General features: G+C 53.8%; 24 protein-coding genes. 11 read left to right on the forward strand and 13 right to left on the reverse strand.

All coding sequences use genetic code 11. From position 1 onward, the window contains the following. Window positions 1-139 precede the first annotated feature (139 nt). Both DXY29_RS11340 and DXY29_RS11355 read left to right on the forward strand, forming a co-directional pair. Window positions 140-1,135 (forward strand): pectate lyase, encoded by a 996-nt coding sequence (locus DXY29_RS11340; protein ID WP_115025154.1) that lies wholly within the window; start codon window positions 140-142, stop codon window positions 1,133-1,135. 1,720 nt (window positions 1,136-2,855) lie between these two features. After that, window positions 2,856-3,524 (forward strand): methyltransferase domain-containing protein, encoded by a 669-nt coding sequence (locus DXY29_RS11355; protein WP_170952221.1) that lies wholly within the window; start codon window positions 2,856-2,858, stop codon window positions 3,522-3,524. Window positions 3,525-3,543: 19 nt separating this feature from the next. Here DXY29_RS11355 and DXY29_RS11360 read toward each other — a convergent pair whose 3' ends face one another. Then, the gene (locus DXY29_RS11360; protein ID WP_244279384.1) at window positions 3,544-3,747 is read right to left on the reverse strand and encodes a hypothetical protein; all 204 of its coding nucleotides are present in this window, start codon (window positions 3,745-3,747) and stop codon (window positions 3,544-3,546) included. Between the two features lie 212 nt (window positions 3,748-3,959). On the opposite strand from DXY29_RS11360, the gene DXY29_RS11365 reads away from it, so the two are divergent. Both DXY29_RS11365 and DXY29_RS11370 read left to right on the forward strand, forming a co-directional pair. Further along, complete coding sequence (locus DXY29_RS11365; protein WP_115025157.1) at window positions 3,960-4,157, forward strand: chlorophyll a/b-binding protein; 198 nt, start codon at window positions 3,960-3,962, stop codon at window positions 4,155-4,157. Between the two features lie 470 nt (window positions 4,158-4,627). After that, a complete protein-coding gene (locus DXY29_RS11370) occupies window positions 4,628-5,095 on the forward strand; it encodes a hypothetical protein (RefSeq protein WP_115025158.1) in 468 nt (155 codons plus the stop codon). Between the two features lie 11 nt (window positions 5,096-5,106). Here the strand turns inward: DXY29_RS11370 and DXY29_RS11375 are convergent, their stop codons facing one another. Both DXY29_RS11375 and DXY29_RS11380 read right to left on the reverse strand, forming a co-directional pair. Next, window positions 5,107-5,589: a DUF427 domain-containing protein gene (locus DXY29_RS11375; RefSeq protein ID WP_115025159.1), complete on the reverse strand. Its 483-nt coding sequence runs from the start codon at window positions 5,587-5,589 to the stop codon at window positions 5,107-5,109. A gap of 120 nt (window positions 5,590-5,709) precedes the next feature. Beyond that, complete coding sequence (locus DXY29_RS11380) at window positions 5,710-6,108, reverse strand: hypothetical protein (RefSeq protein ID WP_115025160.1); 399 nt, start codon at window positions 6,106-6,108, stop codon at window positions 5,710-5,712. 244 nt (window positions 6,109-6,352) lie between these two features. Between DXY29_RS11380 and DXY29_RS11385 the strand changes: the two genes are divergently transcribed. From DXY29_RS11385 to DXY29_RS11405, 5 genes are all read left to right on the forward strand, one after another. Beyond that, window positions 6,353-6,640 carry a hypothetical protein gene (locus DXY29_RS11385; protein ID WP_115025161.1) on the forward strand — a complete coding sequence of 96 codons (288 nt, stop codon included), beginning with the start codon at window positions 6,353-6,355 and terminating at the stop codon, window positions 6,638-6,640. A gap of 33 nt (window positions 6,641-6,673) precedes the next feature. Further along, entirely contained in the window at window positions 6,674-7,087 is a 414-nt protein-coding gene (locus DXY29_RS11390) for a hypothetical protein (protein WP_115025162.1), read from the forward strand. Window positions 7,088-7,242: 155 nt separating this feature from the next. Continuing rightward, window positions 7,243-7,494 carry a hypothetical protein gene (locus tag DXY29_RS11395; protein ID WP_115025163.1) on the forward strand — a complete coding sequence of 84 codons (252 nt, stop codon included), beginning with the start codon at window positions 7,243-7,245 and terminating at the stop codon, window positions 7,492-7,494. 41 nt (window positions 7,495-7,535) lie between these two features. Beyond that, entirely contained in the window at window positions 7,536-8,453 is a 918-nt protein-coding gene (locus DXY29_RS11400) for a histone deacetylase (RefSeq protein WP_115025362.1), read from the forward strand. Then, a complete protein-coding gene (locus DXY29_RS11405) occupies window positions 8,450-9,016 on the forward strand; it encodes a pyridoxamine 5'-phosphate oxidase family protein (RefSeq protein ID WP_115025164.1) in 567 nt (188 codons plus the stop codon). Before DXY29_RS11400 ends, DXY29_RS11405 begins: the two co-directional genes overlap by 4 nt. Here the strand turns inward: DXY29_RS11405 and DXY29_RS11410 are convergent, their stop codons facing one another. The 7 genes from DXY29_RS11410 to DXY29_RS11440 all read right to left on the reverse strand — a co-directional run bounded on the left by DXY29_RS11410 (window position 9,017) and on the right by DXY29_RS11440 (window position 16,288). Continuing rightward, on the reverse strand, window positions 9,017-9,352 hold the full coding sequence (locus tag DXY29_RS11410) for a hypothetical protein (RefSeq protein ID WP_115025165.1): 336 nt from the start codon (window positions 9,350-9,352) through the stop codon (window positions 9,017-9,019). A gap of 63 nt (window positions 9,353-9,415) precedes the next feature. Continuing rightward, on the reverse strand, window positions 9,416-9,931 hold the full coding sequence (locus DXY29_RS11415; RefSeq protein WP_115025166.1) for a hypothetical protein: 516 nt from the start codon (window positions 9,929-9,931) through the stop codon (window positions 9,416-9,418). A 12-nt stretch (window positions 9,932-9,943) separates the two neighbouring features. Then, the gene (locus tag DXY29_RS11420; protein WP_115025167.1) at window positions 9,944-10,957 is read right to left on the reverse strand and encodes a hypothetical protein; all 1,014 of its coding nucleotides are present in this window, start codon (window positions 10,955-10,957) and stop codon (window positions 9,944-9,946) included. A 687-nt stretch (window positions 10,958-11,644) separates the two neighbouring features. Next, on the reverse strand, window positions 11,645-12,682 hold the full coding sequence (locus DXY29_RS11425; protein WP_115025168.1) for a chlorophyll a/b binding light-harvesting protein: 1,038 nt from the start codon (window positions 12,680-12,682) through the stop codon (window positions 11,645-11,647). Between the two features lie 1,560 nt (window positions 12,683-14,242). Beyond that, window positions 14,243-14,440, reverse strand: a complete 198-nt coding sequence (locus tag DXY29_RS11430) for a hypothetical protein (protein WP_115025169.1) — start codon at window positions 14,438-14,440, stop codon at window positions 14,243-14,245. 376 nt (window positions 14,441-14,816) lie between these two features. Next, on the reverse strand, window positions 14,817-15,017 hold the full coding sequence (rpmG, locus tag DXY29_RS11435; RefSeq protein ID WP_115025170.1) for a 50S ribosomal protein L33: 201 nt from the start codon (window positions 15,015-15,017) through the stop codon (window positions 14,817-14,819). A gap of 743 nt (window positions 15,018-15,760) precedes the next feature. Next, window positions 15,761-16,288: a hypothetical protein gene (locus DXY29_RS11440; protein ID WP_371411087.1), complete on the reverse strand. Its 528-nt coding sequence runs from the start codon at window positions 16,286-16,288 to the stop codon at window positions 15,761-15,763. A gap of 40 nt (window positions 16,289-16,328) precedes the next feature. Between DXY29_RS11440 and DXY29_RS11445 the strand changes: the two genes are divergently transcribed. Both DXY29_RS11445 and DXY29_RS11450 read left to right on the forward strand, forming a co-directional pair. Beyond that, window positions 16,329-17,039 (forward strand): putative 2OG-Fe(II) oxygenase, encoded by a 711-nt coding sequence (locus tag DXY29_RS11445; protein ID WP_115025363.1) that lies wholly within the window; start codon window positions 16,329-16,331, stop codon window positions 17,037-17,039. 42 nt (window positions 17,040-17,081) lie between these two features. Then, window positions 17,082-17,333 (forward strand): hypothetical protein, encoded by a 252-nt coding sequence (locus DXY29_RS11450; protein ID WP_115025171.1) that lies wholly within the window; start codon window positions 17,082-17,084, stop codon window positions 17,331-17,333. Here DXY29_RS11450 and DXY29_RS11455 read toward each other — a convergent pair. The 3 genes from DXY29_RS11455 to DXY29_RS11465 are packed head-to-tail and all read right to left on the reverse strand — an operon-like array spanning window position 17,296 to window position 18,567. Next, window positions 17,296-18,090 (reverse strand): metallophosphoesterase, encoded by a 795-nt coding sequence (locus tag DXY29_RS11455; RefSeq protein ID WP_115025172.1) that lies wholly within the window; start codon window positions 18,088-18,090, stop codon window positions 17,296-17,298. The two genes, DXY29_RS11450 and DXY29_RS11455, sit on opposite strands and share 38 nt — an antisense overlap. Beyond that, window positions 18,068-18,301 carry a TIGR02450 family Trp-rich protein gene (locus tag DXY29_RS11460; RefSeq protein WP_115025173.1) on the reverse strand — a complete coding sequence of 78 codons (234 nt, stop codon included), beginning with the start codon at window positions 18,299-18,301 and terminating at the stop codon, window positions 18,068-18,070. The genes DXY29_RS11455 and DXY29_RS11460 overlap by 23 nt, the downstream gene beginning before the upstream one ends. After that, a complete protein-coding gene (locus DXY29_RS11465) occupies window positions 18,301-18,567 on the reverse strand; it encodes a DUF3764 family protein (protein WP_115025365.1) in 267 nt (88 codons plus the stop codon). The genes DXY29_RS11460 and DXY29_RS11465 overlap by 1 nt, the downstream gene beginning before the upstream one ends. Window positions 18,568-18,617: the final 50 nt, after the last annotated feature.

An 18,617-nucleotide genomic window follows, 5' to 3' on the forward strand; every position in this document is an offset into this window, starting at 1 on the left:
CCCAGGCTGAGCAATGGCGGGGCTTCAGCATGGGTTGCGCCATGCAAGCAGCAGCTGCATGCTCACCCACTCTTCATCGGCCTGCACCAATGAAAGGCGTCGCGTCATAACCTCCTGTTAAACAGCAGAGCACTGCCGCATGAATCGCTCCCTGAAGCCGAGTCCTGAGGCTCAGCAATCCTCTGGAGATGGTCAATCGGAGAGCTTGGTGAGGCAAAAGACTGTGCAGAAGATATGTGGCCAAGCCTTTGTGTTTTTTGGAGTTGTTGTTCTGGGGGTTTCACTTTATAAATTTTTTAGCGCTTTTTGGCTCAATGTTTCTCCCTGGCCCGAGCTGCTGCTTGGAACCGTTGGTTTGCTGTTGGTTATCTCAGGAAGCATTGTCCGAAACTCAGCTTTTTCAACGTCCTTGCTTTCGGAATTCAGCCCTTCAGCTCGAGCTCGACGTTCACTACTCATGCTTGCCCTTGCGTGCTTGATCATGGGCTGCCTGGTTCTGCTCAAGTTTTCCGTTCAGGATGTCTTGCGTTACAAGCGCCTGCTTGGTGAGGGAGGAATTCTTGAGTATTTGCAAGCCCTGATCTTGTTTACTTCGGCGTGGGTTTCTTGGCTGATTTCCAGGGATCTATGGAGACGTCTATTCATGCGCTTGCACGCTGTCATTTACGCCATCATTTCTTTTGGCATGTTCTTCGTTGGCCTAGAGGAGATTGCCTGGGGTCAAGTATTATTTGGATGGGAAACACCAGAGAATATTGCAGCTGTTAACGCTCAGAATCAAACCACATTTCACAACCTAAAGTTCTTCCAAAACCATCTCGATCTCAACCTTTTCTTGTTTTCAGCCTTGATCCTGATTTTGGTGCTATGGCGACCTTCTGTTGGCTTAATCCGATCAAGACTTCTTAGCGGTGGGGCAACTTTGCCCACAGTATTCTTTATGCCAAGATATTTCTGGCCCTTATTCTTCTGCGCCGCATTACTATCTTATTTCGTAGCTACGGAATCGGGGACTGATTTCGTAATTAATATCGATCAAGAGTGGGCAGAATTTTGCCTATACCTCGCTTTTGGATTGGGCTTATTAAGAACATATATTCTGCTTGGTGATGCTCCACACCATCGGCGTGACTGATTAAGCCATATCAACACTTCACCCGATGCATCCGTGTGACTAAAAATCACTATTAAGCTGTAAAAATAAAGATGCAAGACCCATTAATCTCTGCACTGAGAGATCGATCTTGATTTCGAGATGTGCTGAGTTCTTTGACGCTTTCATGAAGTTGCTCCTCTTTCGTCATCGATGGCGTCATCCAGTCTCCGGATGAATTCATCAACACTGTGGCGATGGGAGCACCTCACTCCAATGGCGCCACCCGATCGGTCCTTTTCTCCGCAGCGTTGTTGCATTCAATCCGGCTCGCCGGCTTTGGCATGGTGCTGACAAGCCTGGCGCCAAGAGAAAGGCCGTCACCACTGCAAGCGGCCTTAATCCGAGCCAACAAACAACCCAAGCCTGATCAGGCTCCACAAGCTCCTTGAGTGCGAACCATGGCTTGCCAAAGCAAGGGTTGCAGGTGCAGATCAACAGCTGACCGCATCCAGCTGCAACAGGCTTGCTCGAAGGGAGACCGAGGTTATAAATCGTTCGGTGCAGACAAAAAAACCGCCCCATCGCAGGAGCGGTTTCAAGAGCCGTAGCAATCCCCATCACCCGGCAATCTGCACCAGATTTTGATGCAATAGAAAAATAATATCCATTAGCCCCCAGATGTAGTGGACGACAACAGTCACTTAAGACTCAAATGAATATGCGTAACGAAGCTGCATCAGGCAAGGGCAGCACTGCATCTAGTGCTAGCGGTAGTTAGGCATCCTCACCCACATCGACCATGCTTGTCGCGGCGACAAGCTCGTGATTGGCGAGACACTAGATCTGGTGGAGAGCGTCAACCCAGCGATGGAATCATGCTGCGCCATGATGAAGACATTCTTAAGGGAGCAGCCATGATTGCTGGCCCGTCCTGCCCATTGCACTTAGGACTTCTCGACAGTCCTGACTACTGGACTGATGACGCACTCATCTCTGCATTGCGTCCCTTGAATGCAGAGGAACTTCACCACTTGGCCATCGGATCCCAACAACAGAAGAAGCGGGAAGAACGTCACAGACGCTTCGCTTAAGCGCGAATGATCTGGCCTCATGCCAATGCACAGAGGAAGACAGTGATGCATTCATTCAACGCCACTGGCTCAACCTGAGCTCAACCCTGCTTGTGTGCATCACAGCGTTGTCGTTACATCCCCTCAACACGCTTCCTGAAGTTCCAGGCTCCGACAAAACCCATCATTTCGTTGCCGACGAGGCTCATCATCCTCGGCTTTGCGCTTTACAGCGGCTTCATCGAACTGATCCAGCCCCGTGTGAATCGCCAAGGAGAATGCATGGATTTTCTAGCCGATACCTGCGGACTTTTAATTAGCGTTATGTTGTCTTTTTAACCAATATTCTTAAAAGGCATAAACCCGGCAAGCATTAATTGGTAGCAGAGCTTGCAAAAATATCTCTCTGCATGAACTAGAAATATTTTCATCTAACGAGAGCTCCGTGGAGACATTATACAAATAACATCGCAACATGAGACAGACCAACTTTCATCCTTGTTGTGAAAAATGCAGTCTGCAAGCCCTCGTTGTCTCGGCCTCAACAATTACCCTGGCTTGTCATTTTAAATCGATAAACTTCAACGAAGGATCCATGGCTGATGTTCGTGGATTGGGCCTCTCACGAAGATTTCTCCCTCATGAAATTAGATCGTGTCGTTTTCTACGGGAGACTTGGGGAGCAGGCCATGCAGATGTTCGGTCTCGCGGCTGAACTCGACCGCTGGCGGGGCTCCACAGTTCTCGACTGCCCTGGAGGTCCGGGGACCCTGGCGGCCCACCTGCGCGCCGAAGGCTGCGACGTTACGGCCATCGATCCTGTCTATGCGCTCCCCCGGGCGGACCTGGAGCGCCGCGCCCTGGCGGATCTGGAGCAGACCATGGCGATACAAGCCACCAGCCCCACACTGCGCAGCGACTTTGATCTTGAGGCCTGTCGACAGGAGCACCTAGTCGCCCTAAAAGAATTTCTCGACGACCACCGGGCCCATCCAGATCGCTATCTGAGTGCGGCCTTACCCGATCTGCCCTTCAAGGATCAGAGCTTTGATCTGGTGCTCTGCGGTCACCTGCTGTTCTCCTATGCGCCCCTGGCCGATGGGGGGCTGATGGCTGGTCAGGGGCTGGATCTGACCTGGCATCGTCGTGCTCTGGCGGAACTGTGCCGTGTCAGTCGCCGGCAGGTTCGGCTTTATCCGGCCCACACCATCGCCCTCAACGCCCGCCGCCATCCCTATGCAGAGGCTCTGCTGGCCGAGCTGCCGGCCGGCTGGCGAGGCTGTTTCGTCCCAAGCATCTATGACCAGGGGCATCGAGGCTGCACAGATGCCCTGCAGTTGGTGCGCCTTGAACCATGACCGGCTCCGCTGTCGCGACTTAGCTCAGCGCAGAGCGCATGTTCAGATCCACCCCAGTTTTGGCGTAGAGCTTCAAGTCGGCAGGGTTGCCCCCAGATGCTGCCAGCACGATGGAGGCCCGAGCAGGACGCGCCTCTGCCTGAGGACAAAGCATGGGAACCAAGGTTGCCAGGGACTCCGGACTGAACTCGTTAAGCAACAGGACATCCGCGCCGGCCACCACCGCAATTCCTGATCGATCCGGAGGGACGAAAAGCGTGTCTGGGCTGGGTTTCGCGAGGCTGACATGGCTGGCAGAGATGACATGCCTCCGGCCTGCATCCAAACCAATCCCTTTGCCAACAGTCGATGACGCTCTTTAGCGAGACGACTCTTCAGCTCGCGCTTTACAAACCGTTACGCAGGGCTTAACATTTTGAAATCTTCAGAACAGTCATGGCATCTTCCACCCCCAATGACGACTGGTTCCAAAACGCCGCCGCTGCACAAATCCGCAACGAGCGCTTTGAGCGAGCCGAGCTACTCAATGGCCGCACCGCAATGATTGGCTTTGTTGTGGGCATCCTGACGGAGGCCCTGACGGGACACGGGATCGTCAGTCAGATCACCTTCGGGGTTTTCGGCTGCAACTGATTGCCTCGGGGGCTTCCTGGACACCTCAGCAGTGACTCCCAGGCCCCCACTCCATCGATATCTGCAGGCAATCCCCAAAAGCCTTCGATGGGGACTGCAACTCATCGCATCGCCACTACAAGAGAAGTCATGCAGAAGCCGCCTTTAAACCCGCTTGTTGCAATGACTCTTGAAGTTATGGACGTTTTGCGTTAGAAGGTTATGGATTGGTTATGAAGCGATGAAGACAAGCACTGCTCACCTACGTCTCGAGTCCCTCCAGCTCGCTGCTGAAGAGTGCAAGACCCGTGACGAAGCCCAGAAGATCCTGAAGAAAGCTGACAAGGCTCACGCCAAGCTCGAGTCATCAGCAGCTCCATTTCACCGCCCCAGCTCTTAGACGTCCAATCAGATGTCAAGGTCATACAGGGGCATGTTCGATACATGACAACTCCTTCATGATGAATCGGAAAAGCTGAGCACAACCGACTGTGGATCTTCGTTCTTCAGGTGCATTGCTTCGGATCTTGGTGCTGATGGCAATTGCCGATGGTGTCCTTGCACCAGAAGAGCTTGTGATGTTGGAGAGATTGAGTAAGGAATACTTCAAGAAGTCAGAGTTCGATAGCTGGGATCAGGCTTTTCAAAACCCGATGGATCTGAAGCAACTCGCCCAGGAGATTGCAATTGCCGACCGCCCTCTGGCCGCGAAGCTCGCTTATATGGTGATTGGCTGCAGCCGAGAGGAATACGGGTTTGCTGTTAACTCGGCAGAACGCAAAGCATTCGATCAATTAACTCAGAGCCTTGATCTTACGGAGCTTCAAAAAGACTTAGCCATCCAAGAGGCAAGCCGTGAACTCGCTCGCCGACCTGGTTTTTGGGAGATTCTGATTAACACCTTCAGCAACCAATTCATGTTGGATACAGATCCCAATCCCCTGGCTCCATCGAACTGAACACGTCCTGTTCATATCAGTTCCGGATGGTTGGGATCCCCCTTAAACGGACCACGTGTCCAAGGTGTGATCCAGCCTCCGTAGAACAAACCTGGCTGAGCCAAAACCGTCTCCCCTTCCAACCTGCAACCATCAACGCTTCTTGGATAAATGCTGATCCATCCGGCTAAGAGAGCAAACGACTGGGTTGGATCGGGGTAGCTCCACCCCGCACGAACGCGACGACTGGTTCCATCATCAGCACTTACATCCCAGTAGGAAGCTACTCCTTTCCATTCGCAAAATGACGGCCGCCCCGTTGAAGGGTGGAGCGTGCCAGGTTTAAAAGCCGAAGGATGAAGATAAATCGTAGGAGGGTGGAATGTCTCACAGACACGCACATAGCGCTGATCTTGTGCAATCAACTCTCCCAAAATCCAAATTTCGACAGAACCAGACACCAGCTCAACTAAAGGGGGACGAGGATATTCAGAAGCATTTTCAACGGGTCGCATGTGATCTATCCCTGTCTCATTCAGAAGCAATCTTAACGGCGATGATTGGCACAAGAAAGCGACACTGTTCGATCACAATTCCTGCATTGATGGCCAAATCAAATCCATCCGCTGTAGAGGTCAGCCCATGTCGAGCAGATAGTGCATCACCGCAACTCGATGGGCGACCCCAACTCCATCGGAGCAATCGGGACCGATCAAAGCATCCGGAACCCGATGAATACGACTGATCGGCCTGATTTCATAGGCCGTTCCTTCGGGAGCACCGCCGCCTCGACTGCGATCCCAGATCCCATTGGGGTCCCCCTTGTAATGCCCCACCACCTGCGAAAGGTGTGCGTAGAAATTCAGCCCCATTCGACATAAGACGATCGCCAAACAGGCATCAAAATCTTCGGAGGACAAAACATTGACGCCATCGCGAACAGCACGTTCGTCGACACCGAGAACCATGTCTTCAAGGGCTGTTTCACCCGTCAATTGCCAGCAACGGATGGTGACGGCTTCGTGTTGGCTCACTTTCTACGCGTGAGGTCTCCAAAATCATCGTCGTTTGGCTGAAGAAATTGCCAAACGACAGGAACTGTGATGATGACTGTTAAGCCGATGGTGACCCAGATCGCTGTTGCGTAGTCACCCATGCCCATGCACCAAACCCATCAGACCATAACCACTTCGATCTACGAGAGCTGATCGGAGAGTCGGGCCTGACGTTGACGGTGGAACCGACGCTTCTTAGCTTTGCCGCACCCACTTCAGCCGAATGCGCGGATTTCTGACGGCTGGATTCCTGCTTTGCACGCTTCTCCCTGCAGGGCAAGCAGCTGTTTTCACCGTCAAACCAGGCACGTCGTTTTATTCCAAACCTCAAGCCAAGCAAGAGCTTCTGCTGCAGCTGCCGGAAGTACGTGTTCATGTTCCACCGAAGAAAGACGCCGCTGGCTTCTGCCAGTTCAAGCTGATCTACAAAATTGCTGACCGTGACAACCCCGAGCTGCCATCAACCGGCTGGGCCCGGTGTGTCTCTACCGACAAGCTTGTCCCGAACTGACCGCAAGTGATTCAGCTTCAGCGATCGATCCCAATGCTGTTCGCAGCACTTATCGCCGCATGTGCCATCGCACCAGAGGCAGCCAAGGCCACTGAGCTTGAACAGACGGTTTGCAGGAATGGCACCAGAGAAGCTGTCTGTAGCGTCAAGCTCGACGACAACAGCCTTGAACTGAAGCTTGAACCCGATCTCATGCTGCAAGCAAGGCGCCTGGGGCGCTGGCGGATGAGCCACCAAGACGGGATCACAACCCGCAGCTGCAATGCACGCATCGATCTCGGAAGCGAAGTTGTCTATGGGGTTTTACGGATCAGCTCCAGCACAGGGACAAGCCTGATCTGGCCCCAGCAGAAACTTGAAATCCCGGATTTGCACTTCAGCTCAACCCACTCCATGCCGAGAGAGTCACACTTGGACACTCCCTCGGCACAGCCTGGTCATCCTTAATCCGCTCGCTGAGACCACACTCAGCTCGGGGGCGAGACACCCCTCACACGCGGACCAAAGGCTTCCGTTCAATCCGGGGGCCTTTTTATTGAGCCCATAAAAGAGACCGGCGAGCCTCATCATGAAATAATTAAGCGATCCTTAAGGGTCGCTGCATGGGTTACCTCGCAAAGCAGCTGAGCGCGCAAGAGGTCAAGCAGGGATACGCACTGCTCAACCTGATGGAGCACCTGGATCGCGAAATGGACCTGCTCAACCAACAGCGAATCCGCGTCGGAGCATCATCCGAGGAGGGCCAACGGCTCACCCAGCTCAAGCAGAGTCATCTGCGAAAAATTCAGAGCTGCATCAGCGAGCTCAACACCAGTGGCTTCAACGACTGGTTGCTGCACCAACAGCCTGCATAATCCTTGAATGGGCCTGAGACCTCTTGGGTGAGAACAACCCCTTGACGCTTTCGGTTGTCTACCACCCTCGCTACTCCGCTCCGCTGCCGAGCACCCATCGCTTTCCGATGGCGAAGTTCCGGCTGCTGCATCAACTTCTGCTGGAGCAGGGGGTGATCCAGGCCAACCAGGTCCATCGGCCCTTGAGCATCGCCCGCAAGGATCTGGAACATGTGCATCCCCGCGGTTATCACGAAGCCTTCAGCCGCGACCGCCTGCCCCATCCGGCGCAACGCCGCATTGGGCTCCCTGCCACACGTCCGTTGGTGCAGCGCACCTGGCTCGCCGTGGGCGGCACCTTGTTAACGGCACGCCTGGCTCTACAGCGAGGCCTGGCTTGTCATCTCGCTGGTGGCACCCACCATGCCCACCCCGACTTCGGGAGCGGATTCTGCATTTTTAACGACTGTGCTGTCGCCGCACGGGTGTTGCTGACAACAGGGGAGGTGCAGCGGATTCTGATCATTGATCTCGACGTGCACCAGGGCGATGGTTCAGCAGCCTGTTTTCAACACGACCCCAGGGTGACCACCCTCTCGGTGCACGCCGGCAGCAATTTCCCCTTGCGCAAAGTGCAGGGGGATATCGATATTTCCCTCGCCGATCACACCAGCGATGACGACTATCTCGCCGCCATTGCCGATCGATTGCCAGACGCCTTGGACAACACCGCGCCGGAACTGGTTCTCTTCAACGCCGGCGTGGATCCCCACCGCGATGATCGGCTCGGCCGACTTGCACTCAGCGATGCGGGATTAATGATGCGGGATCGACTCGTGCTCGATGCCTGTCTGCGCCGCAGAATTCCAACCGCGACCGTGATCGGTGGTGGTTATGACGCCCTCACCCCGCTGGTGCAGCGCCACGCCATCGTTGTGCGTGCCGCTGCCGAGCAAGCTCGCTTGTTCGATCTGCCATGACTGAGGCCTTGCCCCCCTGGAGACCTCTGCTGCGCGCTGCCTTGCAGCGGGAGGGGCGCTCCGTTAGCGCCCGCTGGGTGCAACTGGCCACGAACGGGCGCGATCGAACGCCCCGGGTGCGGACGTTGGTGTTCCGAGGCTGGTCCGGTGTGGACCAGCTGGAACTATTCACTGATCAACGCAGCGAGAAAGGGAAAGAACTCTCCAACGATGGAGCAGCAGAACTGTGCTGGCTGTTCCCCAAAGCCCGCCAGCAGTTCAGGCTTCGCGGCATGGTGCAGCTGATCACACCTGCCGAACAAGCTGAACTCTGTCAGCAGCGCTGGCAACAGCTCTCCGATACAGGGCGTGCTGTCTGGGGCTGGCCCACACCGGCCGATCCACTGGATCCCTCTGCAACTTTCCCCGAGCAACTCAGTGAAACGTCACCGCTACCAAACCATTTCGTGGTGCTGCGGTTGCAGATAGAGACCGTCGAGCGGCTCCACCTGGGGCCTCATCCCCATCAACGCACGCGTTGGAGCGCGGCAACGCACTGGCAGGAGCAATCGCTCAACCCCTAATCACCACCAACGATCGACGCGACCAACAGAAGGGCGGCCCGGCTTACTAGGTACTGTCACCACCGACAACCGCTGCAGATCACGTCGGTAATCAAAACGGCAGAAGCCGACGCCTGTGCCGGAACAGGCGGAGAGACTTTTGAGTGCAACAGACGACCAGCGCCGCTCTTCCGGCGTTGGCATTTGTTCAGGGGCAGGACGCCAACCATCGGCGATCAGATGGCGGTTCGCCTCAAGGATGGTCTGTCTGGCACTGAGCTGCGGCTCAGGCTTGGCAAGCACCGACCCTCCCATCAACCAGGGGAGCAAAAGCGATAGGAGAACACAACGTCCCATGCAGGGCCTCATCCCTCTCTGCCATAGCCATGGATTCATCGGCTGACCACAGGATCAGGCGACTCAGGCCACACCCTCTGGGACAAGCAGATACTCCGCATAACGGATCGTTAATCCCAGCTGACCATCCCAGGCCACGGCGTAACTCCAATGGCCTTCACCGCGCATTCCGGTGGAAGATGGCCCCGGCTCGACCCAAAGAAGGGGCTCATCAGCAATCACACCGCAACGGCCGCTGGCCTTGTTGCACACACGATCACCCACATGAAAACAAGGCATCGGCGTCGACGCCTGCCCCTGTTGATGTTGTGAATGATCAGGCTCGTTTCCACCTGCAGCAACAGGCTCAGCTTCCTCCAGCAAATCAATCACCGGGGGCAACCAGTTGGGGTCAGGCAGAGCACCCTGCAGGAGGTGGCCAATGGCCCGACCACGACCGACGCCGTAAAAGGCGCAGTAGGTGTCGAGCCGTTGCAAGACATCAGGCTTCAACCAAACCTGCACCGGCTTGGCCTTGGGTTCCTTGCTGGCCTGAAAGCGACCACCAGAATCTCTGGACGTGGATCGGGGAGCTGCCATGAGATCAAGCGGTCAACCTGCAGTGAACTGAGCGAGAGGCTGGATACTGAGGGCAATCACCAGACTCACCACCACGCCGATGGCGGCTTTCCAAAGATCACTACCAATGATCTTGGCGAGCGTGCCGCTTTCCTGGTTGGTAAACACGTACTCGAATTCCCTTTCCTTGATCCTCAGGGCAATCTCTCGACCGCCGAGCAGCCCCAAAAACACCCAGGTGGTGCTCAAAGGGAACGTCGAAAGAAACGCCTTATAGAGCAGACAAAGGCCAAAAAAGAAGTCAATCACCGTGGCCGACCGAAGATCGGACGTGTTCGTCTTCGAGCGGAGCACAGCCTGTATGGGACCACCCCCGGTGGCTACCAGAACACATAGGCCCATGCAGAGCACCAGCGTGCAGATCAGCATGGGGAAGAACCCAAGCTGACGGGGCAGGAACACAAAGATATTGGCCAAGTCCTGCACCAACCACATGCTCCAAAGGAAACCGGTGGAGCACCACTGCAGTAGGTACCAGATTTTGCTGGGATCCTTACCCTCCTCAGAGCAGCGGAACACCCAGCGCTCCAGCAACCACATGCCCAGGCCATAGGCGGCGAGGCCCACGGCGAAGGCGAGGACGTAGCCCGTTAGAGAACTGTTCAGCAGCTTGCCGATGTTGGCCGGCTGGAACGAGGACAACACCAAGAACGAGGTGCTCACCGGCGCCCCCCATTGGGTTAACGCCAGAACAGCGAGCGGGGGAAGGACATAAACCCAGGTAAAGGGTTCAGGCAAAGGGAACTCTGTGCCAGGAACACTGAGCCTTCCCCAGGCGGGATCACCATTGGACAGAACCCAGCCCAACATCAACACCACGGTTGTCACCGTGCAGATAAAAAGCATCTGCACCGGCTTTGGCGTGCGTTTTTTGTTGGATGAGATGTAGGTGCCGAGGGTCTGAAGAGAGTCGTTCGCGACGACGGAGTACGCCGCCAGGAGGAAACCGACAACCATCCAGAGGCTGACGTCCATGAAACCGGTCAAGGTGCTGGATTGACTCCGTTGTAGTGCTCTGCCGAGGGAACGTCGGTGCTACAGACCACCCTGTCATCGGATGGCATCTGATCCGTCCGCTGCAATCTGCGCGTCGACGATGAATGTTGTGTGGTCGACGGCGATGCACCACCGGAGCGATTCGACCACTGATTTACGTTGACGGACAAATCCGTGTCTACCGATACACCACCGAATTTCTTAAGGGGCGAAGAGGCTTGACACAAGCCAAAACCAAGGCGAATCCCAGCGCCTGGCAGGCATCACTGAAAGCAGCGATCAAAGGCTTGAAGCAACCAAAACGAGACGCAAAGAACAAAATCGCAGACGATAGGTCGACATTTTTGTCGACACATACAAAGACAAAAGTCTTCATTTAGAGAATCCATCCAATACAAAATAGGTCGGTCAGGAGCTCGACAAGCCCTTGCAATACTCTTGTAGCCCTTGAGATGCTTGACGCGAGACGGACCATAGGTCTCACGACAACGAAGTGGATATCTGCACCGCAGCCTGAAAAAATACGGCTAAGAGGTTACCGACAAGACGAAATAATCCAGGAAAAGGATGATGTGGTTTCAGAAAGAATCAGACAAGTCGGACTTCCGGCCGAATCACGAAACAAAAAAATCCCCCCATCTCACTGAGATGAGGGGTACATCAGAAACGGCAGATCAATCAGGCGCTGATCTTGGAATTCCCCATGTTGTCAAGCGCCTCAGAAACGCGCTTGAAGTTAAAGCCCATGCCGCGCAAGGCATGCCAAAAATGCCCCTGCAGGAAGAAGAATGCAAGGTAGAAGTGCGTATTGGCCAGCCAAGCCCGGGCTGAGTGGGCACCACCTTCAAGAGTAGTTGCGTCGCTGAAGTAGGGAGAGAAGGCGAAATTCAATTTCAATGGATCGCCATACAGCTCAACGGGATAAATTGTTGTGTTTTGAGCACACCAAATGGTGGTCACAAATCCCATCAGAGCTATACCTGCAAGCGAGTAAGACAAAATTGACTCGCCGTTGTAGATCAAGACCTTTTTGAAGGGACCGAAAGGGCTGGAGATGATATGCCAAACACCACCAATCGTGAGAATGAAGGCCAAAACAGCATGGCCACCCATCACGTCCTCAAGACTGCTGATGGAAAGAAAATTAGCCTGATAACCCCACACCATGCCGAGGTCAATGTTTGGTTCCACCCGTCGAACAGCTCCGATGGCGCTGTCGTAAATTCCATGGCGCTTTGCCCATTCAACGAAGGCGATGACTCCGAGGCCGAGAAAAATCAGGTGATGACCCAGGATGAAAGTGAGCTTTTTGCCATCACTCCATTCAAAATGAAACTTTTGGGCGCGGCCCTCAGCTTCTGAAAGGTCTTTGGGAGCTCGAAGCGTATGCCAGATTCCAGCTGCTCCAAGTACAGCAGATGAAACCAGATGGAATGCTGCGATCGCGATGAGGGGTTGCTGGTCAATGATTACAGCACCTTCTCCTACGCCGAAGCCAAGGCCGGCGAGATGTGGAATCAAAATCAGCCCTTGTTCTCCCATTGGCAGTGTTCCGTCATAACGGGCCAACTCAAACAAGGTGAAGGCACCAGCCCAAAACATGATCAAGCCTGCATGGGCTGCATGGGCTGCAATAAAAGAGCCGCTGCGTTTAGCCACGCCTGAGTTTCCAGCCCACCAGTCATAACTGACTGATGAACTTCCATAAGACTGCATTTTCAAAAAAATGTGGCATTCGCAACTTAAGAATTGACCCGATCCAATTCGCCTTATTTTTACATTACTTTTTAGGGTTAGATCTTATTTAACCAGAAAAAGAATCATTTGCACATATTAAACCTTGACCGCATCAATGGAGACAACAGGAAAGTCTAATTGTAGCAAGCAGTGGATCAATCAAGAACATGCTGGATCGTGCTAGCTGCAAAAATCCACCGGCATCCACAACAAAGCACAAAATCAATTGAGAGCATTCGAAGTATCAAATGAATGCGCAGGAATAGAAGAACAGTCTTTAGATTTCGCCTGAGCCTGCAGGGGTTTTGCAGGCTCAGGCGAGCCATGGTTCATCCACCCATGGCTTGTCTTTTAAATACAGAATAAAAAAGAGATCTACCCCTCGAAATTATTGACGAGGAGTAAATCACTTATGTTTTTGCCGAACCCCGTCCAAGGGCGACCTAACTATTATCAAGACTTGACAGCACAGCCACGTAATTAACGCATCAAGAGGGTGTTAAATCTAAAACGTTGATCGAGACAATTGATCGAAAGGAAGAGCGACACCTTTAGTGATGCCCATCCAGAAGGCAATGCATATGCGATGACTTCGAGCCATCCTTACCACCAGATTGAAGAATATGGGCAATTCCACCAACGTTCATATCAAAGCCAAAAAGAGGCATCAAAACAATAGAACAATATTTTGACTATTATTTTTTGCTAGTGAGACCTAGCAAAACATCAGCATTACGAATTACTGGTGGAGTGTGGATTATAGGGATCATGCCAAACGGTGGGACGCAACACTCGACGCCGCTCAGTAACGCATCGAACTGTGGTCTGATGGGCTTGTGCAATAGCATCAATAAGACCAATCGGCCATTCAGTTCCACAACGCATCTCTGCTTCTAAAACTGATGCATCAAGGTTGGTGAGACGAGTTGTCTTACGGGACATCAGAGAGCGGGGCCAGAGTGGGAAAGACTCATGCAGGCGAGTGATTAGCGCAAAAAGCAACCCAATCAGCACCGACATTAATACTGTTTTTAGTGCACGTCTGACTGACCCTTGAACCTGGAGGGAAGAAGGGCCAGACGACGCCAATGAATTCGACAGCAGCGAATCCATTGAAGGAACAGCTCCGGCTGGAATGAACTGTTCAAACAAATATTCGCTGGCCCCCTGGAAAGATGTGCTTCCAATGCCGCTACAGCGAGATTCCTTTGAGCAATGACAACGTGACCAATGCAACCCCAGACTGAGGGATCAACTCTCTCGATCTTCCATGAATCAATGGTGGTGGAGTGGCAAGGCTTGAGAGCGGTGTGACAAACCACAAGTAGGTTCTCAGGCTGGTACCCCTGGAATCCACAAGTCATTCTCGGCTAGCGCCTAAACATGAAGCCTGACTGGCTGGTCAGCCAAGAACATGATAGACGAGTCAGTGCCAAACCGAAGCAACAACAGTTCCCTCACAATGCGCTTCAGTGACTGCCATTAGCTTCACCCAACCATATCCACCGATGCCACAATCCCTTTTGGGTTGAGTCAAAATCAGTCAATCTTGAGTCTTTGCGATTCATTTTCAAGCCGCTCTTTCACCAACTCCGCAAAATCACAATAGCTTATATCTTCTGTCTGCTTATCTCTCATGATCTCCTGAGCCTCCTGCATTAAATAGTCATAGGTAGTCTTATCAGTGGTTCGGTTTGCCAAGTCAATGATATGGGCAAATGCTTCGATGTTTGTCATGACTAGAATGCAGTTGCCTAGAAATTAGCCTGATTGCTGCTCAAGGGTCGTCTTAAATTCTACCAATGACCAATCATATTGATACGCAAAAATATTCAAACACCTAAGAGCTGATCAATTAATAATTCGCCAATCATTGACAATGAGCATTGCCATGGTATTCACTTAGAACCAAAAGAGAAGAGGCACGCTGGCATGAATCGAATCCACTATCCCCTCATCGCCAATTGTGCTCATGGGAGCTCATCAGCGATACCTAGACAAAGATACATCAGGAAGATAAAACTGCTTATAAGCGTGCATCTTCCTATCTCACGTTAGAGCTTTTGAATAATTCAATTACTCCAAAACCAGCACAGATAAACTCTTGCTCTTATTACTTGATTTCACGATGCAATGTCATTCTGTTGAGCTGCGGGCAGAATTTCATGAGCTCAAGCCTATCGGGAGTATTTCTCCGGTTTTTTGTAGTCGTATAACGGGATACACCTGGCGAGCGTTTTTCGGAAGTTGCAGCTGTCCTGCACTCTGTACATTCAAGAGTGACAACAATTCGAACACCTTTGCTCTTAGCCATGAAAATAAAATTGCAATCAAAACAAAATTGGCTGGACTGACTCTCCGTCGCTCATGAAGAAGAGTCAGCTGTAACCCCAGCTTGATGACCCGGATAAGTCATCGAATTGAAGGTGCCTCGCGAGAACCTTCAAATTTCATCTTGCCTCCGGCTCACGCAGGCGTTGCATAAAAATGAGAAGTTGGCATCACTCAAATGAAACCAGGTCTCGTTTCAAAGCTTCCGAAGACAAATGCGGTAACGCTGGACTGACTCTCCGTCGCTCATGAAGAAGAGTCAGTTCTGCTCCAGCGCCCGATGGCTCGCCAGAATCATCGGGTGAAGAGGCGCCGTCAAGCTGCCCTTCAAAGCAACGATGACCTTGAAAAGTGGCAATTACCGTTCCGATGAAGCAGTGACTTTGACCAAATGAGACGGGAGCAAGTTGCAAGACGACTCATCAGGGTGAGATAACGCTGGACCGACTCCCCCTACGACGAAGAAGTCAGTTGGTGTACCAGCGCCCGATGACACGATCAATCATCGATTTGGATGCTTCTCCAAGCGTCCACTACGAATATCTCTCAGTGAAATGTTCGATGGCGTTCCGATGAGTCAACGACATTGTTCAAATGAGCCAAAGCCCTGTGACGATGAATTCAATACGTCTGCTGGTTTCAAGAAGCAGTCTGTATTGCTCAACAATCTCGCTGAAAACCGAGTTGACCCGTCAAGAGTCGATTTTTGATTAAGGCCGCAAAAAGTCAGTTCACCACCTTCAGAGTGCGAATTCCCGAGGCCTTAACCCAACTTGCGAGTGCATCGATGTCAGCCCTCTTTGGAATGCAGATGCACCCTGTGCCGGGGTAACAGCGGTGGATTCCCAGAGCACTGCGAGTGGTGTCGAAGCGAGGGGTCAGGTCAAACCAAAGATCGTTACCCCAAGGTTCGGGACGTCCCAAGCTGTACTCGCCGGCGGGTAAGGGGGCAGCATTGCCGGGACTCCAGCGGCGATCAGCGGTTTGGCGCCCGGCAACACCACTGGCTGCTGGCCAACTGGCCAGGAGTCGAGAGCCTCGATGCAGCTCAACCTTCCAGATGCGGTTGCCGTCAGGGAACCGCTCAGCAGTTCGGCGGGTACTGAGCTGCAGTGCCCCTCCCTGCAGCAAGGCTGTCGTGGGCCCCTGTTGCCCCAGTAGATCAGGAGCCGCCACAGCAACGGAGCCCACAAGCACCAAAGGCAGCAGGAGTGCGTGGCGCAGCATCACGATCCGCATGAACAGTCCACCCACTTTGGGGCTGCCACGATGACCTGCAGCAGACCAGTCATTGGTGGACGTTCTCGATCTGTTTCCACGCTCCATCCTTCGGGGCACCCTGCCGGACCCTTTGCTCCAGCAGCTGATTGATCTAAGCGAAAGCGTTCTCGCCAATCCTGATTCCAGCCCCGATGCATCAGCGAAGCTGGCCGGTCAACTGCGTCAGCAACGCGAACTGCGGCCGGACCAACCCGGCGTGCAGGACCTCAGCAACAACCACCTGCTGCCTGCCTGTGATCGTTGGATCCGCCATGTGATGGACCGTCAGCCTCCCCAAGGTCGCGGCCCCTGGGTTCCCGGTCGATATCGCTTGCAGATGATTGATCTCTGGCTCAATTGCCAGACCGCAGGCGATTACAACCCCACCCACACCCATGGCGGCAGCTTTTCCGGGGTGATCTTTCTAAAGGTGCCACCCCAGATCAATGCCGATAGTTTTGATGGCCAACTCTGCTTCCACGGTCCGGAAGACTGGCATCTGCAATCGTTCCGCACCGGAATGGCGCACTACGTGCTGCCCGTCCCCGGAGAGTTCTATGTGTTCCCGGCCTGGCAACCCCATTCGGTGATGCCCTTCCGTGGTGAAGGGGAGCGCTGGTCCCTCGCTTTCAATGCCATGGCAGCACCTGGTTCTGCACCAACCGCAACGCAACAGCCCGCCCAGCAGCAGCCCCTTGGCAACGTTTCCCTCTCGAGTCAGCGCCCCACCGCCAAGGGATTCTGAGGAGAGCTGCCAGAGTCAACTGGTTGCATCTGTTCAGGATTCATGAGTCAAACAGAGCCACTCGAGCAGGCCAAAGCGATCGCATCGGCGTTGGAGCAGTTGGCCGATCAGTTGCGCCCTGAAGTGATTCGCTCAGCGAGGCTGGATCAAGAGGGACGTCGGGATCTCGACCGGATCGAGTACGCCCTGGGCACCATTGGCAAGGCCTTGATCCTGACGGACTATTCCATCGACGAAGAAAAAGACATCGACAAGCTCAAGGCCTTCCGCGAATCCCAGAAAGGGATGGGCTGACGTCAGACCAACGCAGCACTTGATGCTGAAGATCTCCATCAGACGTCAGGTCGAGAAGCCTTCCGCCTGGATCACCAGCTCGGTCGAGGGGACAAGCCTGCACTGCCTTGAAACTGCAAAGCGTGGAAGGGCAGCCCAGAAGTGACACATCAGGACGCGTCGTCCAGTGGCCTTGCCAATGCTGATGAATATGGCCAAACAAAACCGCCCGCAGAGCGAGATGGGGACGTAACACAGCCTCAAAAGAATCTTGATCAAGCAACCGGATCGCATCCATGCCGTCATCACCGATGGCGATCGGAGGATGATGAAGAGCAACCACAAGGGGCAGATCACGGCGCTCTGAACGCTGCAAACGCCGTTCCAGCCACTGGAGCTGAGCCAAGCCGAGCTGACCGGCTGCAGAAGAAACCTTGTGGCTGTTCAGCAGTACCAAGCGCACTCCTCTGACCACAAAATCAGCGGGGCCTGTCACGCACGCACGCCCCAAAACCGCATCCAGCAACAGCGGGTGATCGTGGTTACCGGGCACCAGAGCAACCTTGCAGCGCACGTGGTTGGTCAGGGCTGTTCGCAGCCGGACATAGCCACCCCAGCTTTCGTCCTGGCAAAGATCACCCGTGACCAGAACCAGATCGGGGTCCATGGCGCAGCCAACCCGCAGAGCTTGCTCCACATGTGCGAGGGCCAGCCTTCCACGCACCAAACCTTGATCAGCTGCCACCAGGTGTGGATCACTCAGTTGGAGAATTCGCATCGTCCTCAGGAATGGACTGCCAGCCGCTGCTCCAGCGATTTGGATCTTTGAGCTCGCTCCAGAGCACCCGTTCCCGATGGGATGGCTTCAGGACAGCGGCCAATTCCACCCAGCGCTGATCACCGCTCCCACCCTGCGTGATCAACTCGAAATGGCGATAACCGGCAACCGGGCTCTGGCTGGTCCAGGCCCGCGCAGGACGCCAAACCATCAGCTGGCGACGAACACCTGGCTGATGGTGCTCTCAATCACATGCCCTGAAGCCTCGATCATGTCGGTGTTGTCGGCAATGAATTGCTCCATCACACCGGGAGAGGCTTGCATCACGGCGCAGACCTTGGTGGGGTCCTCCTTGCTGACTCCCCGGTAGAGGGAAGTTATACCAGCGATTTTCTGAAGCGGCAGAGATGCGTCATAGGTGGCGACCCATTCAGCAAATGACTTGGTGATCGTGAAGGTGAGGACGTGGGTTTCCATCGACCAGAACGACATCGCTGGCGGACGTTATCACCAGAATTCGTCTTGCT

The sequence above is a fragment of the Synechococcus sp. UW69 genome (assembly GCF_900474185.1).
Classification (GTDB): Bacteria; Cyanobacteriota; Cyanobacteriia; order PCC-6307; family Cyanobiaceae; genus Parasynechococcus.

Coding starts and splice junctions, on each gene's coding strand:
- DXY29_RS11355 (WP_170952221.1), top strand. CDS start 2,856: ATGCAGATGTTCGGTCTCGCGGCTGAACTCGACCGCTGGCGGGGCTCC.
- DXY29_RS11340 (WP_115025154.1), top strand. CDS start 140: ATGAATCGCTCCCTGAAGCCGAGTCCTGAGGCTCAGCAATCCTCTGGA.
- DXY29_RS11460 (WP_115025173.1), bottom strand. CDS start 18,301: ATGGTTTGGCGTCCTGCGCGGGCCTGGACCAGCCAGAGCCCGGTTGCC.
- rpmG (WP_115025170.1), bottom strand. CDS start 15,017: ATGGCTAAGAGCAAAGGTGTTCGAATTGTTGTCACTCTTGAATGTACA.
- DXY29_RS11425 (WP_115025168.1), bottom strand. CDS start 12,682: ATGCAGTCTTATGGAAGTTCATCAGTCAGTTATGACTGGTGGGCTGGA.
- DXY29_RS11405 (WP_115025164.1), top strand. CDS start 8,450: ATGACTGAGGCCTTGCCCCCCTGGAGACCTCTGCTGCGCGCTGCCTTG.
- DXY29_RS11365 (WP_115025157.1), top strand. CDS start 3,960: ATGGCATCTTCCACCCCCAATGACGACTGGTTCCAAAACGCCGCCGCT.
- DXY29_RS11455 (WP_115025172.1), bottom strand. CDS start 18,090: ATGCGAATTCTCCAACTGAGTGATCCACACCTGGTGGCAGCTGATCAA.
- DXY29_RS11430 (WP_115025169.1), bottom strand. CDS start 14,440: ATGACAAACATCGAAGCATTTGCCCATATCATTGACTTGGCAAACCGA.
- DXY29_RS11385 (WP_115025161.1), top strand. CDS start 6,353: ATGCGCGGATTTCTGACGGCTGGATTCCTGCTTTGCACGCTTCTCCCT.
- DXY29_RS11390 (WP_115025162.1), top strand. CDS start 6,674: ATGCTGTTCGCAGCACTTATCGCCGCATGTGCCATCGCACCAGAGGCA.
- DXY29_RS11450 (WP_115025171.1), top strand. CDS start 17,082: ATGAGTCAAACAGAGCCACTCGAGCAGGCCAAAGCGATCGCATCGGCG.
- DXY29_RS11415 (WP_115025166.1), bottom strand. CDS start 9,931: ATGGCAGCTCCCCGATCCACGTCCAGAGATTCTGGTGGTCGCTTTCAG.
- DXY29_RS11465 (WP_115025365.1), bottom strand. CDS start 18,567: ATGGAAACCCACGTCCTCACCTTCACGATCACCAAGTCATTTGCTGAA.
- DXY29_RS11395 (WP_115025163.1), top strand. CDS start 7,243: ATGGGTTACCTCGCAAAGCAGCTGAGCGCGCAAGAGGTCAAGCAGGGA.
- DXY29_RS11375 (WP_115025159.1), bottom strand. CDS start 5,589: ATGCGACCCGTTGAAAATGCTTCTGAATATCCTCGTCCCCCTTTAGTT.
- DXY29_RS11410 (WP_115025165.1), bottom strand. CDS start 9,352: ATGGGACGTTGTGTTCTCCTATCGCTTTTGCTCCCCTGGTTGATGGGA.